Origin of the sequence: Pediococcus sp. AC40, from assembly GCF_030252485.1 — a bacterium.
Lineage (GTDB): Bacteria > Bacillota > Bacilli > Lactobacillales > Lactobacillaceae > Pediococcus > Pediococcus acidilactici.
Genome location: NZ_CP127012.1, coordinates 1,661,027 through 1,677,850, shown reverse-complemented (window position 1 = coordinate 1,677,850; position 16,824 = coordinate 1,661,027). Strand labels below are relative to the sequence as shown.

The 16,824-nt window shown below is 45.7% G+C and carries 8 protein-coding genes, 6 tRNA genes and 3 rRNA genes; all 17 read left to right on the top strand.

What is annotated here, in order from left to right:
* Positions 1–66 precede the first annotated feature (66 nt).
* The 17 genes from ftsH (at position 67) to proC (ending at position 16,798) form a co-directional block, all read left to right on the top strand.
* Positions 67–2,151 carry an ATP-dependent zinc metalloprotease FtsH gene (gene ftsH, locus NL111_RS08335; RefSeq protein ID WP_002829754.1) on the top strand — a complete coding sequence of 695 codons (2,085 nt, stop codon included), beginning with the start codon at positions 67–69 and terminating at the stop codon, positions 2,149–2,151.
* Positions 2,152–2,213: 62 nt separating this feature from the next.
* Positions 2,214–3,092: an Hsp33 family molecular chaperone HslO gene (gene hslO / locus NL111_RS08330; RefSeq protein WP_002832404.1), complete on the top strand. Its 879-nt coding sequence runs from the start codon at positions 2,214–2,216 to the stop codon at positions 3,090–3,092.
* A gap of 101 nt (positions 3,093–3,193) precedes the next feature.
* Positions 3,194–4,180 (top strand): tRNA dihydrouridine synthase DusB, encoded by a 987-nt coding sequence (dusB, locus tag NL111_RS08325; protein WP_285110148.1) that lies wholly within the window; start codon positions 3,194–3,196, stop codon positions 4,178–4,180.
* A 77-nt stretch (positions 4,181–4,257) separates the two neighbouring features.
* Positions 4,258–5,754 (top strand): lysine--tRNA ligase, encoded by a 1,497-nt coding sequence (gene lysS / locus NL111_RS08320; protein WP_002829757.1) that lies wholly within the window; start codon positions 4,258–4,260, stop codon positions 5,752–5,754.
* Positions 5,755–6,296: 542 nt separating this feature from the next.
* Positions 6,297–7,873: ribosomal RNA gene (locus tag NL111_RS08315) — 16S ribosomal RNA — on the top strand.
* Between the two features lie 80 nt (positions 7,874–7,953).
* Positions 7,954–8,027, top strand: a tRNA-Ile gene (locus tag NL111_RS08310).
* A gap of 5 nt (positions 8,028–8,032) precedes the next feature.
* Positions 8,033–8,105: transfer RNA gene (locus tag NL111_RS08305), tRNA-Ala, on the top strand.
* Between the two features lie 178 nt (positions 8,106–8,283).
* Positions 8,284–11,206: ribosomal RNA gene (locus NL111_RS08300) — 23S ribosomal RNA — on the top strand.
* A 95-nt stretch (positions 11,207–11,301) separates the two neighbouring features.
* Positions 11,302–11,418: ribosomal RNA gene (gene rrf, locus NL111_RS08295) — 5S ribosomal RNA — on the top strand.
* Together the 16S, 23S and 5S rRNA genes with 4 tRNA genes alongside form the textbook arrangement of a ribosomal RNA operon.
* Positions 11,419–11,424: 6 nt before the next feature.
* Positions 11,425–11,497: transfer RNA gene (locus NL111_RS08290), tRNA-Asn, on the top strand.
* 61 nt (positions 11,498–11,558) lie between these two features.
* Positions 11,559–11,631, top strand: a tRNA-Thr gene (locus tag NL111_RS08285).
* Positions 11,632–11,741: 110 nt separating this feature from the next.
* Positions 11,742–13,208, top strand: coding sequence for a peptide MFS transporter (locus NL111_RS08280; protein ID WP_002832402.1), 1,467 nt, complete (start codon positions 11,742–11,744; stop codon positions 13,206–13,208).
* Positions 13,209–13,306: 98 nt separating this feature from the next.
* Positions 13,307–14,107, top strand: coding sequence for a metallophosphoesterase (locus tag NL111_RS08275; protein WP_036672334.1), 801 nt, complete (start codon positions 13,307–13,309; stop codon positions 14,105–14,107).
* 87 nt (positions 14,108–14,194) lie between these two features.
* Positions 14,195–14,280 (top strand) — tRNA-Tyr (locus NL111_RS08270).
* A gap of 3 nt (positions 14,281–14,283) precedes the next feature.
* Positions 14,284–14,355: transfer RNA gene (locus NL111_RS08265), tRNA-Gln, on the top strand.
* Between the two features lie 232 nt (positions 14,356–14,587).
* Positions 14,588–15,604, top strand: a complete 1,017-nt coding sequence (adhP, locus tag NL111_RS08260) for an alcohol dehydrogenase AdhP (protein ID WP_285110147.1) — start codon at positions 14,588–14,590, stop codon at positions 15,602–15,604.
* 405 nt (positions 15,605–16,009) lie between these two features.
* A complete protein-coding gene (gene proC, locus NL111_RS08255; RefSeq protein ID WP_285110146.1) occupies positions 16,010–16,798 on the top strand; it encodes a pyrroline-5-carboxylate reductase in 789 nt (262 codons plus the stop codon).
* Positions 16,799–16,824 lie beyond the last annotated feature (26 nt).

The following is a 16,824-nucleotide window of genomic DNA, read 5'->3' as shown; positions in this document are numbered from 1 at the left end:
GATATTATATCGACAACAGTCAAGATTAAAATTAATGCGTCTTGATGCCTTACAAGGAGGAACTACATGAAAAATAACAGAAATGGGCTGTTTAAAAATAGTCTTTTCTATATCGTAGTTTTTTTGAGTATTATGGGAATTATCGCTGCGGTAGTGGGCAAGGGTGGAAACAACCAAACCTCCACCATTTCGTCAAGCGAGTTTATTTCACAGCTTAAAAAAGACAACGTGAAAAGTTTTGATATTCAGCCATCAAATGGTGTGTATAAGATCACTGGTAAATATCGTTCTGCGCAAGAGGATGATACTGCCACAGGGTTATTCCCCGGAACAGTTTCATCTAGTAAGGTAACCGGGTTCCAAACTTCGGTACTACAGAATGACTCGACCGTCTCCCAAATTACCAAAACTGCATCATCTGATGGGGTAAAGGTAAGTACTAAGGAAGAAGAATCGAGTAGCTTCTGGGTTCAACTCCTCGTAACGGGATTGCCATTAATCTTCTTTATTTTCATTTTCTACATGATGATGGGTCAGGCCGGACAAGGCGGTGCTGGCAAGGGAGTAATGAACTTTGGTAAATCGAAGGTTAAACCCGCAGATAAAAGTGCCAATAAAGTTCGTTTCTCTGACGTAGCTGGAGAAGAAGAAGAAAAGCAAGAATTAGTGGAAGTAGTTGAATTCTTAAAAGATCCACGGAAGTTCGTGCAATTAGGTGCTCGAATTCCAGCCGGGGTTCTGCTTGAGGGACCTCCCGGGACAGGTAAAACCTTACTGGCTAAAGCGGTAGCTGGTGAAGCCGGGGTTCCGTTCTACTCAATTTCTGGTTCAGACTTCGTAGAAATGTTTGTCGGGGTCGGTGCTAGCCGGGTTCGGGACTTGTTTGACCAAGCAAAGAAGAACGCCCCATCGATCATCTTTATTGATGAAATTGATGCGGTTGGACGGCGTCGGGGCAATGGCACTGGCGGCGGTCATGATGAACGTGAACAAACCTTGAACCAATTGCTGGTTGAAATGGACGGATTTACCGGTAACGAAGGGGTAATCGTCATGGCGGCTACTAACCGTTCGGACGTATTGGATCCTGCGTTGCTTCGTCCAGGTCGTTTTGACCGGAAGATCTTGGTTGGTCGGCCAGACGTTAATGGTCGGGAAGCCATCTTACACGTCCATGCAAAAAACAAACCAATTGCTAGCGACGTTGACCTAGCTGAGATTGCTAAACAAACGCCTGGTTTTGTAGGGGCAGATTTGGAAAACTTGCTTAACGAGGCGGCGCTGTTAGCTGCCCGGCGTAATAAGAAGGTTATCGACGCAGCCGACTTAGATGAAGCTGAAGACCGGGTAATTGCTGGACCAGCGAAGAAGAACGCGGTGGTCAGCAAGAAGGAACGGCAAACGGTGGCTTACCACGAAGCTGGACATACCATTGTTGGGTTAGTTCTCAACGATGCCCGGGTCGTGCATAAAGTTACCATCGTTCCGCGGGGTCGTGCAGGTGGTTATGCGATTATGCTACCGCGTGAAGACCAAATGCTGATGTCTAAGAAAGACGCGATGGAACAGATTGCTGGTTTGATGGGTGGTCGTGCTGCTGAAGAAATTATTTTCAATCAACAATCTTCGGGAGCTTCAAATGACTTCGAACAAGCTACGCAAATTGCCCGCTCAATGGTTATGCAGTACGGGATGAGTGATAAAATCGGTCAAGTAGAATTGGCTGCACCTGGACAATCCTACTACGGCGAAAGCGGACCGGCATACTCTGAAAAGACTGCCGCAACCATTGACGAAGAAATTCGGCGCTTTACTACCGAAGGTTACGAACAAGCTCGCAAGATTATCCAAGAGCATCGTGAACAACACAAGATTATTGCGGAAGCTTTGCTTAAGTACGAAACCTTGGATGAAAAGCAAATTCTCAGTTTGTTCAAGACTGGTAAGATGCCGGAAAAGAAATCGGACACTGAATTTCCAAGCGAAAAAGCTGCAACGTTCGAAGAAGCTAAGCGTGAATTAGAACGCAAGGAAGCTGAACGCCACGAACAAGCGGCTAACTCCGTTAAGGAATCCAACGCTAAAGATAATGAAGACACGACCGTTTACTATCCTAATGACGAGGATCATGACGACGGTTCAACAAATTAATAGCCAAAGAATCGTGGGTTGCCCAATGCACTCACGATTTTTTTGCGAAAGGAGCATACTCAATGAGTGATTATTTAATAAAAAGTATTGTTAATGACGGGATGTTTCGGGCTTACGCAGTTAATACCACTAACTTGGTTCAAGAAGCCCAACAACGCCACGATTCGTGGAGCGCGGCTACGGCAGCATTAGGGCGTTCATTAACAGCGACCTTGTTACTGTCTTCATCCGTTTTAAAGGGTGAAGAAAAGCTTACGGTAAAAATTAATGGTGGTGGTCCGGTGGGTACCATCGTGGTGGATGGCAACGCCAAGGGAACGGTTAAGGGTTACCTTCAGCATCCGCACGTATCTTTGCCGCTGAAGGAAGACCACCATATTGACGTGGGCCAAGCAGTTGGTAACCAAGGGGTTATGGCAGTTACTAAGGATATGGGACTTGGCGATCCGTTTACCGGACAAGTTGGGTTAGTTTCTGGTGAAATTGGCGACGACTTTACCTATTACCTGGCGCAATCTGAACAGATTCCTTCGGCGGTAGGAGTGTCAGTCTTTGTGAACCCGGACGAAACGGTTGGCGTAGCAGGGGGCTTCTTGATTCAAGTAATGCCAGACGCTACGGATGATGCAATTGATCGCTTGCAAGCGCGGTTAAAGGAAATTCCGTTGATTTCAGAAATGCTTCGTAACGGCAAGACCCCGGAAGAAATTTTAAACGACATTTTTAAGGACGATCAGGTTAAAATTTTAGATAAAATGGACGTTAAATTTGAATGCGATTGTTCTAAAGAACGCTTTGCACAATCATTAGCTTCCCTCCCTACGGAAGAGCTTCAAGAAATGATCGATAAAGATCAGGGTGCACAAGCAGTTTGCCGGTTCTGCGGCAACCAGTATCAATTCTCCGAAGCTGATTTGCAAAAAATCATTGATGAAAAGTAATTTGCCAAAATTTGTGTAATGAGGATCCGCGGTTCCTCCACAATCGCAATTTTGTGTGCTATCATATTCTGCATGCATAAAAAGTTTGATGAGGTGAAAAAATGGAATGGAAAATTGGGGATATAACGATCCCAAATCAATTAGTTGTTGCACCGATGGCTGGGGTGACTAACACGGCCTTTCGGGTGATCTGCAAGCAGTTTGGTGCCGGGCTGGTAGTTTGTGAAATGATCTCGGACCGGGGCATCATTTACGGTAACAAAAAAACGTTAAGTATGATGCAAGTTGACCCCAACGAACATCCAATGAGTATCCAGATTTTTGGCGGTACTAAGGAAACTTTGGTGGAAGCCGCTAAATTTGTGGATCAAAACACTGAAGCAGACATTATCGACATCAACATGGGTTGCCCAGTTAACAAAGTGGTTAATACGGATGCAGGGGCGCGTTGGTTGTTAGATCCTAATAAGGTTTACGAAATGGTTTCCTACGTTACCGACGCAGTTAAAAAGCCTGTAACCGTAAAAATGCGGACTGGCTGGGATGATAAACACATTTACGCGGTGGAAAATGCCCTGGCTGCACAACGAGCTGGAGCAGCTGCCTTAGCAATGCACGGTCGGACCCGGAAACAAATGTACACTGGTCATGCCGATTGGGACATCTTAAAAGAAGTTGCCAGTCAATTGCACATTCCATTTATGGGTAATGGAGACGTAAGGACGCCCCAAGACGCTAAACGGATGTTAGATGAAGTGGGCGCCGACGCGGTAATGATTGGCCGGGCCGTTTTAGGTAATCCATGGGAGCTTCAAAAGGTGGCAGCCTACCTTAACGATGGAACGCTCATTGACGAACCTACCCCAGCAGAAAAAATTAAGATTGCTAAGGAACATTTGCATGGCTTAGTTGAGTTGAAGGGTGAAAATATCGGACCGCGTGAATTCCGGGGTCAAGCGGCATATTACCTTAAAGGGGTGCCACACTCTGCACGAACCAAGGTAGCCTTAAATGCTGCCGAAACTGAGCAAGAAATGATCGATATTTTTGACCGGTTTATTGAAAAGCTAGACTCTCGAATGAGTTGAGTTGCGAAATAAGGTTGCATTTTACCGTTTTAATAAGTAATAATTATATTTGAAAAATTAAAGAGGGGGATCACATAGTGGGCGAGAAGCAACAACCAAGTATGAATGACCAACTACGGGTACGTCGTGAAAAGATGCAAGAATTACGCGACAAGGGAATTGACCCGTTTGGCCATCGTTTTGAAAGAACACATTTAGCCGCACAATTACACGAAAAGTACGGTGACATGTCAAAAGAAGAAATTGAAGAACAGGGCGTTGTCGCAACCGTTGCTGGTCGGATGGTTTCAAAGCGCGGTAAGGGAAAGGTCGGTTTTGCTGACTTAAAGGACCGTTCTGGAAAGATTCAACTTTACGTACGTAAGGATGAATTAGGCGAAGACGTCTACAAAATCTTTAAACGTGCTGATTTAGGTGATTTCCTAGGAGTAACTGGGGACGTAATGAAGACGGATATGGGTGAATTAACTATCAAGGTTACGTCATTGACCTTCTTAAGTAAGGCACTGCGTCCGTTACCAGATAAGTTTCATGGTTTACAAAACGTTGAGCAAATTTACCGGCAACGTTATTTAGATTTGATTGCAAACGATGAAAGCATGGAACGCTTCCGTAAACGGACCAAGATCGTATCGGCAATTCGGCGTTACCTAGACGACCATGGATTCGCTGAAGTTGAAACGCCAGTTCTCCACACTCAAGCAGGTGGAGCAAGCGCACGGCCATTTATTACCCATCACAATGCGTTAGACATTGATTTATACTTACGAATTGCTTTGGAACTCCACTTGAAGCGATTAATTGTTGGTGGAATGGAACGCGTTTATGAAATTGGTCGAGTTTTCCGTAATGAAGGAATCGACACTCGTCATAACCCAGAATTCACCATGCTAGAAACTTACGTAGCTTACTACGACTTCCACGACGTAATGGACGAAACGGAAGGCATTTTAAAGGCGGCGGTTAACGCCGTTTCAGATGACGGCAAGATTACGTACCAAGGTACGGAACTCGACTTGAACCAAGACTTTGAACGTTTACACATGGTTGATGCGATTAAGAAGTATGCTGGAGTTGATTTCTGGCCAGAAATGTCTGTTGAAGAAGCCCGCAAATTGGCTGACGAACATGGCGTAAAATACGAATCATGGTGGACAGTTGGTCACATTATTAACGAATTCTTCGAAGATAAGGTGCAAGATCAATTGAAGCAACCAGTTTTCATCTATGGTCATCCAGTTGAAATCTCGCCGTTAGCAAAGAAGAATGCTGACGACCCACGCTTTACGGATCGTTTTGAATTATATATCTTAGGTAACGAATACGGAAACGCCTTTACCGAATTAAACGACCCAATTGACCAGCGGCAACGTTTTGAGGCTCAAGTTGCAGAACGGGAAGCTGGTAACGAAGAAGCAGAAGGAATTGACGAAGACTACATTGAAGCTTTGGAATACGGTATGCCACCAACTGGCGGTTTAGGAATCGGAATTGACCGCTTAGTAATGTTGCTAACCGATGCTCCTTCAATTCGTGACGTGCTTCTATTCCCAACGATGCGTCCAATTGATTAACAGATAAATAAGCAAAGATCACGCTATTTAGCGTGGTCTTTTTTGTTTGCTTATGAAAGTAAAACTATTTTCATGAGTCACCCTAAACAAAAAGTCTGGGCAAAATTTGATAACGAAGGTGGCTGAGTAAAAAGATTTTATAAAAGTTGATCGGTTGCAAGCGTTACCGAATCGCACAGTGTGGCCTTTTGGTGTGAAAGTGCCATTTTTTATAATGGTTTTCTTAAAAATGCTATTGACGAAGGATGGTAAAACTTGGTACTATATTTGAGTGCCAATGATACGCTATTTCGAAACGAGAAATAATGAGATATTCATTAAAAAAGTGTTGACAATCATTTTTCTCAATGATATAGTTAAATAGTTGTCAAAAGCGTTATAAACGTTGATACGACAACGTTGGTAGACCTTTGAAAACTGAACAAAATTTTGACAAACGATCGTGTGAGGACTCGCAAATCAAATTGATTTAGTGAGAACAAACATGCGAAGTCAATTCGCAAAAACAAACAATTAATGAGCTTGAAAAAGACTCATCATTTTAATATGAGAGTTTGATCTTGGCTCAGGATGAACGCTGGCGGCGTGCCTAATACATGCAAGTCGAACGAACTTCCGTTAATTGATTATGAGGTGCTTGCACTGAATGAGATTTTAACACGAAGTGAGTGGCGGACGGGTGAGTAACACGTGGGTAACCTGCCCAGAAGCAGGGGATAACACCTGGAAACAGATGCTAATACCGTATAACAGAGAAAACCGCCTGGTTTTCTTTTAAAAGATGGCTCTGCTATCACTTCTGGATGGACCCGCGGCGCATTAGCTAGTTGGTGAGGTAACGGCTCACCAAGGCGATGATGCGTAGCCGACCTGAGAGGGTAATCGGCCACATTGGGACTGAGACACGGCCCAGACTCCTACGGGAGGCAGCAGTAGGGAATCTTCCACAATGGACGCAAGTCTGATGGAGCAACGCCGCGTGAGTGAAGAAGGGTTTCGGCTCGTAAAGCTCTGTTGTTAAAGAAGAACGTGGGTGAGAGTAACTGTTCACCCAGTGACGGTATTTAACCAGAAAGCCACGGCTAACTACGTGCCAGCAGCCGCGGTAATACGTAGGTGGCAAGCGTTATCCGGATTTATTGGGCGTAAAGCGAGCGCAGGTGGTCTTTTAAGTCTAATGTGAAAGCCTTCGGCTTAACCGAAGAAGTGCATTGGAAACTGGGAGACTTGAGTGCAGAAGAGGACAGTGGAACTCCATGTGTAGCGGTGAAATGCGTAGATATATGGAAGAACACCAGTGGCGAAGGCGGCTGTCTGGTCTGTAACTGACGCTGAGGCTCGAAAGCATGGGTAGCGAACAGGATTAGATACCCTGGTAGTCCATGCCGTAAACGATGATTACTAAGTGTTGGAGGGTTTCCGCCCTTCAGTGCTGCAGCTAACGCATTAAGTAATCCGCCTGGGGAGTACGACCGCAAGGTTGAAACTCAAAAGAATTGACGGGGGCCCGCACAAGCGGTGGAGCATGTGGTTTAATTCGAAGCTACGCGAAGAACCTTACCAGGTCTTGACATCTTCTGCCAACCTAAGAGATTAGGCGTTCCCTTCGGGGACAGAATGACAGGTGGTGCATGGTTGTCGTCAGCTCGTGTCGTGAGATGTTGGGTTAAGTCCCGCAACGAGCGCAACCCTTATTACTAGTTGCCAGCATTCAGTTGGGCACTCTAGTGAGACTGCCGGTGACAAACCGGAGGAAGGTGGGGACGACGTCAAATCATCATGCCCCTTATGACCTGGGCTACACACGTGCTACAATGGATGGTACAACGAGTCGCGAAACCGCGAGGTTTAGCTAATCTCTTAAAACCATTCTCAGTTCGGACTGTAGGCTGCAACTCGCCTACACGAAGTCGGAATCGCTAGTAATCGCGGATCAGCATGCCGCGGTGAATACGTTCCCGGGCCTTGTACACACCGCCCGTCACACCATGAGAGTTTGTAACACCCAAAGCCGGTGGGGTAACCTTTTAGGAGCTAGCCGTCTAAGGTGGGACAGATGATTAGGGTGAAGTCGTAACAAGGTAGCCGTAGGAGAACCTGCGGCTGGATCACCTCCTTTCTAAGGAATAATACGGAACCGCACACGAGTCAAAGTTTTGTTTAGTTTTGAGAGGTCTACTCTCAAAACACATGCGTATCGGGCCTATAGCTCAGCTGGTTAGAGCGCACGCCTGATAAGCGTGAGGTCGATGGTTCGAGTCCATTTAGGCCCATACATGGGGAATTAGCTCAGCTGGGAGAGCGCCTGCCTTGCACGCAGGAGGTCAGCGGTTCGATCCCGCTATTCTCCATTGAACAACGTTAGTTGTTCTGCTTTTGTTCTTTGAAAACTGAATAATATCTATAATTTTCTAATTTTAATTAATCATAATTAAACCGAGAGAAAACCGCGTAATTTTAAAGAGTTAAACAAGATTAGTTCAAAATAATCGCAATACTCAATTAATCGCTTTACCGTAGGTAAAGTTAGGTTAAGTTAGGAAGGGCGCATGGTGGATGCCTTGGTACTAGGAGCCGATGAAGGACGGGACTAACACCGATATGCCTCGGGGAGCTGTAAGTAAGCTTTGATCCGGGGATTTCCGAATGGGGCAACCCAATAGTTTTAATCGACTATTATCCGCATCTGAATTCATAGGATGTGTGAAGGTAAACGTGGGGAACTGAAACATCTCAGTACCCACAGGAACAGAAAGAAAATTCGATTCCCTGAGTAGCGGCGAGCGAAACGGGAACAGCCCAAACCAAGAAGCTTGCTTCTTGGGGTTGTAGGACTGAACATTTGAGTTACCAAAGAGCTTGATAGCTGAAGGGCCTGGGAAGGCCAGCCAGAGAGGGTGACAGCCCCGTAAGTTAAATCAAACTCCCTCAGTTCAGGATCCTGAGTACGGCGGAGCACGTGAAATTCCGTCGGAATCCGGGAGGACCATCTCCCAAGGCTAAATACTACCTAGTGACCGATAGTGAACCAGTACCGTGAGGGAAAGGTGAAAAGCACCCCGGAAGGGGAGTGAAATAGTTCTTGAAACCATGTGCCTACAAGAAGTCAGAGCCCGTTAATGGGTGATGGCGTGCCTTTTGTAGAATGAACCGGCGAGTTACGTTCGTATGCCAGGTTAAGTTGAAGAGACGGAGCCGAAGCGAAAGCGAGTCTGAAGAGGGCGAATTAGTATGCGGATGTAGACCCGAAACCAAGTGACCTACCCATGTCCAGGTTGAAGGTGCGGTAAAACGCACTGGAGGACCGAACTCGTGTACGTTGAAAAGTGCTGAGATGAGGTGTGGGTAGCGGTGAAATTCCAAACGAACTTGGAGATAGCTGGTTCTCTCCGAAATAGCTTTAGGGCTAGCCTCGGAATTAGGATCGTGGAGGTAGAGCCACTGTTTGGACTAGGGGCCCGTCATGGGTTACCGAATTCAGATAAACTCCGAATGCCATCGATTTATGTCCGGGAGTCAGACGGTGAGTGATAAGATCCATCGTCGAAAGGGGAACAGCCCAGACCACCAGTTAAGGTCCCTAAATATATGTTAAGTGGAAAAGGATGTGGAGTTGCATAGACAACTAGGATGTTGGCTCAGAAGCAGCCACCATTTAAAGAGTGCGTAATAGCTCACTAGTCGAGTGATCCTGCGCCGAAAATGTACCGGGGCTTAAACATATTACCGAGACTGTGGATGCCACCATTAGGTGGCGTGATAGGAGAGCGTTCTAAGGGCGATGAAGGCAGACCGTGAGGACTGTTGGAGCGCTTAGAAGTGAGAATGCCGGTATGAGTAGCGAAAGATAGGTGAGAATCCTATCCACCGTATGACTAAGGTTTCCTGGGGAAGGCTCGTCCTCCCAGGGTTAGTCGGGACCTAAGCCGAGGCCGAGAGGCGTAGGCGATGGATAACAGGTTGAGATTCCTGTACTAGTTAAACTTGTTTGAACAATGGAGGGACGCAGGAGGCTAAGGAATGCACCCGATTGGAAGTGGGTGTCCAAGCCGTAAGTCTGAAGTCGAGTCAAATGCTTGATTTCTTAAGGACAAGCGGTGATGGGGAGTGAAATTTAAGTAACGAAGTTCCTGACGTCACGCTGCCGAGAAAAGCTTCTAGTTAGAGTTTAACTACCCGTACCGCAAACCGACACAGGTAGTCGAGGAGAGTATCCTAAGGTGAGCGAGAGAACTCTCGTTAAGGAACTCGGCAAAATGACCCCGTAACTTCGGGAGAAGGGGTGCTGATCGCAAGATCAGCCGCAGTGAAAAGGCCCAGGCGACTGTTTATCAAAAACACAGGTTTCTGCAAAATCGTAAGATGACGTATAGGGGCTGACGCCTGCCCGGTGCTGGAAGGTTAAGGGGATGAGTTAGCGTAAGCGAAGCTTTGAACTGAAGCCCCAGTAAACGGCGGCCGTAACTATAACGGTCCTAAGGTAGCGAAATTCCTTGTCGGGTAAGTTCCGACCCGCACGAAAGGCGTAACGATCTGGGCACTGTCTCAACGAGAGACTCGGTGAAATTATAATACCCGTGAAGATGCGGGTTACCCGCGACAGGACGGAAAGACCCCATGGAGCTTTACTGTAACTTGATATTGAGTGTTTGTACAGCTTGTACAGGATAGGTAGGAGCCGTAGAATCCGGAACGCTAGTTTCGGAGGAGGCGCAAGTGGGATACTACCCTCGTTGTATGAACCCTCTAACCCGCGCCACTAATCGTGGCGGGAGACAGTGTCTGGTGGGCAGTTTGACTGGGGCGGTCGCCTCCTAAAAGGTAACGGAGGCGCCCAAAGGTTCCCTCAGAATGGTTGGAAATCATTCGCAGAGTGTAAAGGCAGAAGGGAGCTTGACTGCGAGACAGACAGGTCGAGCAGGGACGAAAGTCGGGCTTAGTGATCCGGTGGTTCCGTATGGAAGGGCCATCGCTCAACGGATAAAAGCTACCCTGGGGATAACAGGCTTATCTCCCCCAAGAGTTCACATCGACGGGGAGGTTTGGCACCTCGATGTCGGCTCATCGCATCCTGGGGCTGTAGTCGGTCCCAAGGGTTGGGCTGTTCGCCCATTAAAGCGGTACGCGAGCTGGGTTCAGAACGTCGTGAGACAGTTCGGTCCCTATCCGTCGCGGGCGTAGGAAATTTGAGAGGAGCTGTCCTTAGTACGAGAGGACCGGGATGGACACACCGCTGGTGTACCAGTTGTTCCGCCAGGAGCATCGCTGGGTAGCTATGTGTGGATGAGATAAACGCTGAAAGCATCTAAGTGTGAAACTCGCCTCAAGATGAGATTTCCCATTGCCTTCGGGCAAGTAAGACCCCTGAGAGATGATCAGGTAGATAGGCTAGAAGTGGAAGTGTAGCGATACATGGAGCGGACTAGTACTAATCGGTCGAGGACTTAACCAAGTAGAACGTGGCAAGTAACTCGAAAGAAATGTAGATATTATTCAGTTTTGAGAGGACAAAAGTTTTCTCAAGTGATAACGTAAGTTAGCACAGAGTGTGGTGACGATAGTGAGAAGGATATACCTGTTCCCATGTCGAACACAGAAGTCAAGCTTCTTAACGCCAAGAGTAGTTGGGGGATCGCCCCCTGCGAGGGTAGGACGTTGCCATGCGATTATTCCGGCATAGCTCAGTTGGTAGAGCATCTGACTGTTAATCAGGGTGTCGACGGTTCGAGTCCGCCTGCCGGAGTTAGCTTTAAGGATGTTAACCGAGTTGTTAGCATCCTTTTATGCTATAAAGCCAAGCCAATGCCGGCTTAGCTCAGTTGGTAGAGCGGCGGTATCGTAAACCGTAGGTCAGGTGTTCGACTCACCTAGCCGGCATTATGGAATACGCCTTAATGTTAAAGTTAAGGCGTTTTTTTCATATATAGTCCCAAGTTTATAGCCTTAAGTATTATTTTGATTAGGCGAGAATTATGGAGGAAATAAAATTGAATACACAAGAAAAAGATACAGCTTTTCTTGGTCAACCGCGTGGTTTGATGACCCTGTTCTTCACAGAAATGTGGGAACGGTTCAGTTACTACGGGATGCGTGCAATATTAATTTATTACATGTATTACGCAGTTTCACAAGGTGGACTAGGTTTTAGCCAAGCTACTGCTGCTTCAGTTATGGCCATTTATGGGTCGTTAGTTTATTTAGCTAGTGTCGCTGGTGGTTTTATCAGTGATCGTATTTTAGGTAGTCGGAAGACCGTTTTCTATGGCGGGGTTTTAATCATGTTTGGGCACATTGCTCTTTCATTGCCATTCGGTAGCGCGGCATTACTTGTGTCAATTGCGCTAATCGTTATCGGTACAGGGATGTTGAAACCCAACGTTTCTGAAATGGTCGGTTCGCTTTACTCTGTAGAGGATACCAGGCGGGACGCAGGTTTTAGTATTTTCGTTTTTGGTATTAATTTGGGCGCGTTGCTGGCTCCGCTAATTGTTTCGTGGGTTGGTTTCCAAATCAGTTTCCACGCAGGCTTCTCGTTAGCTGCAATTGGAATGTTCTTCGGACTGGTGCAATATTATCTTGATGGTAAAAAATACTTAAATAAGGATAGCCTCTATCCTTCAGATCCAATTCAACCAGAAGAAGTTAAGAAGTTTAGCTTACGCGTACTTATCGGCGTGGTAGTGCTCGCCTTAATCTTGTTGGTAATGTTCATTGCCAACGTGCTTACAATCGATAACGTTGTTTTATTAATTAGTATTGTGGCTATTATTACGCCGGTGGTTTACTTCATTTTAATGTTCACTAGCAACAAGGTTTCTAAAGGTGAACGTTCCCGTTTGTGGGCTTATGTACCACTCTTTATCGCCGCAACCTTATTCTGGGCAATTGAAGAACAAGGTTCAGTTGTATTGGCATTGTTTGCTGCAGATCGTACCCAATTGCATTATGGATGGATTAACATCACGCCAGCTAACTTCCAATCGTTGAACCCATTGTTCATCATGTTATACACCCCGATCTTTGCTTGGCTATGGACTAAATTAGGTAAAAAACAACCTTCGTCACCGAAGAAGTTTACCTATGGGTTAGTATTTACCGGGATTTCATATCTCTTCATCGCGTTACCAGGCTTGATGTTTGGTACTGATGGAAAAGTTAACGCCCTTTGGCTAGTGGGTAGCTGGGCAATCGTTGAAATTGGGGAAATGTTGATTTCACCAATTGGATTATCCGTAACTACCAAATTAGCTCCCGCAGCGTTTGCTTCACAAATGATGAGTATGTGGTTCTTGGCAGATGCCGCTGGACAAGCGATTAACGCACAGCTGGTTAAGCTTTATCCTGGTCATGAAGTTAGCTACTTCATTTGGACCGGAATCATTACGATTATCTTTGCGGTTGCTTTATGGTTACTTTCACCATGGATCAGCAAGAAGATGCAAGGGATTCGTTAATAAAATTTGAATTTACAAGATGAACTAGGTTATGCTTAGTTCATCTTTTTTATTTAGGATAAGTCAAACGAGTAGGGGCGAATGTATTGAGAGTAGCAATGACTAGTGACAATCATTTGGACATTAATAAGGTTGATATTGAGCAAACGTTGGCAACGCAAGCACAATACCTTAAAGACAATCACGTGGGAATTTATTTGATTGCGGGAGACTTATTTAATAAGTTCAGCCGTAGTAAGGAATACGTGGAAAAATTACAGCGCCGCTTGCCACGGACCAAGGTGTTCTTTATTGCGGGAAATCATGATATGTTAAATGACATTGATTACGCTGGGTTAGAAAAGCTGCAACACCCGCAGTACCTGCACAACCAATTTTATGACGTTCCGGGAACCAAATGGCGCATCATTGGAAATAACGGCTGGTATGATTATAGTTTTGCGGATAACGTAGATAAAACTCCTGAGCAATTTTGGCGGTGGAAAAAAACTTTTTGGGTAGATACCGCGATTGAGCAGCCAATCTCCGACATTGAACGGATGGATCGCGTACTGCAACAAACGGAACGACAACTTCAAGCAGCCCAATCTAAGTCAGTACTTTTTATGACCCATTTTGCAGTGCGCCACGAATACATTCGCTACACTGATGACTACCGCTTTTGGAACATGGCGAACGGGATGATGGGGAGCCGCCGAATGGAAAAGTTATTAGCAAAATACCAGCCAAAAATTATTTTATCCGGACACCTACATTTTCACTATAAACCTCTTGCAACAGCTGGCGGGATATATTATAATAATTCAGTCGGATATCATAAGAGACGAATCAACGAGTGGAATTCGGATAATTTTATTACTGAATGGACTCAGCGATTACTTATAATTGATCTTGAATAAATTTAAAAAAGTTTCAAAAAAAGCTTGCAAAATTCTTCAAGATTAGTTATTATAATTAAGTCGGATAGATAAGACGACAACTTATATGGAAGGGTAGCGAAGTCTGGCTAAACGCGGCGGACTGTAAATCCGCTCCTTCGGGTTCGGTGGTTCGAATCCACTCCCTTCCACCATATTGGGCTATAGCCAAGTGGTAAGGCAACGGGTTTTGATCCCGTGATGCGCTGGTTCGAACCCAGCTAGCCCAATCAGTTAAACTCCATGTCGATGACGTGGAGTTTTTTTGTGCGTTCATTTATGGCTAAATTGTCTGTAAAAGTGGTTATCTAGTTGATAAGCATTCTTTAATTAGAAGACGAAGTAGTTATCGTAAATTTGATTTTTTTTGCGGATCTTAGAAAACGATTTCACAAAATACTCGTTAGTATTATAATGAAGATGGAGCAACTAGTCTTTTAATGTAGTAAGGAGGCAATTAAAATGCGTGCAGCGGTAGTTAGGAATCAAAGTGATGGGTACGTTGATATTGTAGAAAAGCAATTACGGCCGCTTAGGGACAATGAAGCCTTAGTTGACGTAGAATACTGTGGGGTATGCCATACGGACCTCCACGTGGCAAATGGTGGCTTTGGCGAACAACCTGGACGGGTGATTGGTCACGAAGGAATTGGCATTGTTCGCGAAATTGGTGCTGACGTGCACAGCTTAAAGGTGGGAGATCGGGTTTCCATCGCCTGGTTCTTTGAAGGCTGCGGGCATTGCGAATATTGTACTACTGGACGAGAGACTTTCTGTCGGGAAGCTAAAAATGCCGGATACACGGTTGACGGAGCGATGGCAGAACAGGCAATCGTCGTGGCGGATTACGCGGTGAAAGTGCCGGACAATCTGGATCCGGTGGCGGCAAGTTCAATTACTTGTGCCGGCGTAACTACTTATAAAGCAATCAAGGAATCTAAAATTCGTCCTGGAGAATGGTTGACGGTGTTTGGCGCTGGTGGATTAGGTAATCTGGCAATTCAGTACGCTAAGAATGTGTTTAACGCTAAATTAGCGGTGGTAGACATTAATGATGATAAATTGGCGCTGGCCCAAAAGCTGGGTGCGGATTTGGTAATCAATTCTAGCAAAGAAGATCCGGCGAAGATAATTCAGGAACGGTGCGGCGGAGCACAGGCGGCGGTGGTGACCGCGGTAGCTAAGGCAGCCTTTAACGCAGCGGCCGATTGTCTAAAAGCAGGCGGCGTTTTAGTTGCCGTAGCTCTACCCGTAGACACGATGGATTTATCAATTCCGCGAGTTGTATTAGACGGTATTCAAGTAATTGGTTCCTTAGTCGGCACCCGGAATGACTTGGCGGAAGCCTTCCAGTTTGCAGCGGATGGCCAAGTTAAACCTATTGTTCAAACTCGGCGTTTGGATGAAGTGAATGACATCATCGATGAAATGCGAGCTGGACAAATTGAAGGCCGGATGGTTGTGGACATGCATAAATAAGGATGACGGACACGTAACTTTAAATACGGGAGTGTCCCAAAATGCCTGATAGACATTAAGCAGTGGTAAGACCAGCTTTTAAGGACCCGTAAGGATGAAAAATCAAGGCTGATTGAAAAAGTCGGCTAGTTTTTGAGTATTAACTGAAATTCGACCATTATGCCTGAATTTGGCATAACGGTCGTTTTTAGGTTGTGCGGAGCATAATGGCTTTGAACTTTATAAAAACCGGCGCTCTAGAATGATTTTTTTCTCAGTTTCAGTCACGTTTTTAACGGCATCATGATACTTTGGCAAGGGCGTTGGATTTGCTCAAGAAGTATTAAACCTTCATAAAATATTACATAATTCCCGGGGATTTAATGATAAAATTAAAATAATTAACAGAAAAGCGAGGGAATACAAATGAAACTTGGATTTATTGGCGTTGGAAACATGGCCAAGGCAATTATTAGCGGATTAGTAAAGAAAGATGTCGTTGGTAAGGATATTTTGGTCCACAGCGCTCACCCACAAAACTACGAAACTTTTGCAAAACAACACGGACTAACCGCAGTATCAGATAATACGGCGGTAGCCCAACAGGCAGACGTAATTATTTTGGCAGTTAAGCCCACGGTGATTAAGCGGGTTGCTGAAGAAATTCAACCGGTACTAACTGAAGAAAAGTTAGTGGTTTCAATTGCTTCTGGCGTTAGTTTAGCGGACTTACAAGCGGTTTTAGGCACTGCTCAACCGATTTTGCGAGTAATGCCAAACGTAAACGTTGAAATTGCGCAAGGAATGACAGCGGTCAAAGCCACGGGCGACCTTAACGCAGCTCCGTACCAAGCGGGGGGTGAGTTATTTGCTCGGATCGGAAAAACCATGGAAGTTGCCGAAAATGACTTTCCGATTTTCGCGGCACTTGCGGGGAGCGCACCAGCATACGCTTACCTATTTATTGACGCGCTTTCCCGGGCGGGCGTTAAGTACGGATTGACTAAAGCTAACGCCACTAAGATTGCTGCGCAAATGGTACAAGGCAGTGCGCAAATGGTGCTCAATAGTGATGAAGTGCCTTACGCATTGATTGATAAAGTTTCTTCTCCAGGCGGGACGACCGTCGCAGGTTTATTAGCAATGGAAGAAGCTGGATTTAGCCCAGCCGTAGTTAAGGGAATCGACGCAACCGTGGCAAAAGAAAACGGTTAAGGTAATCTTGTTTTTTGGTCTATACC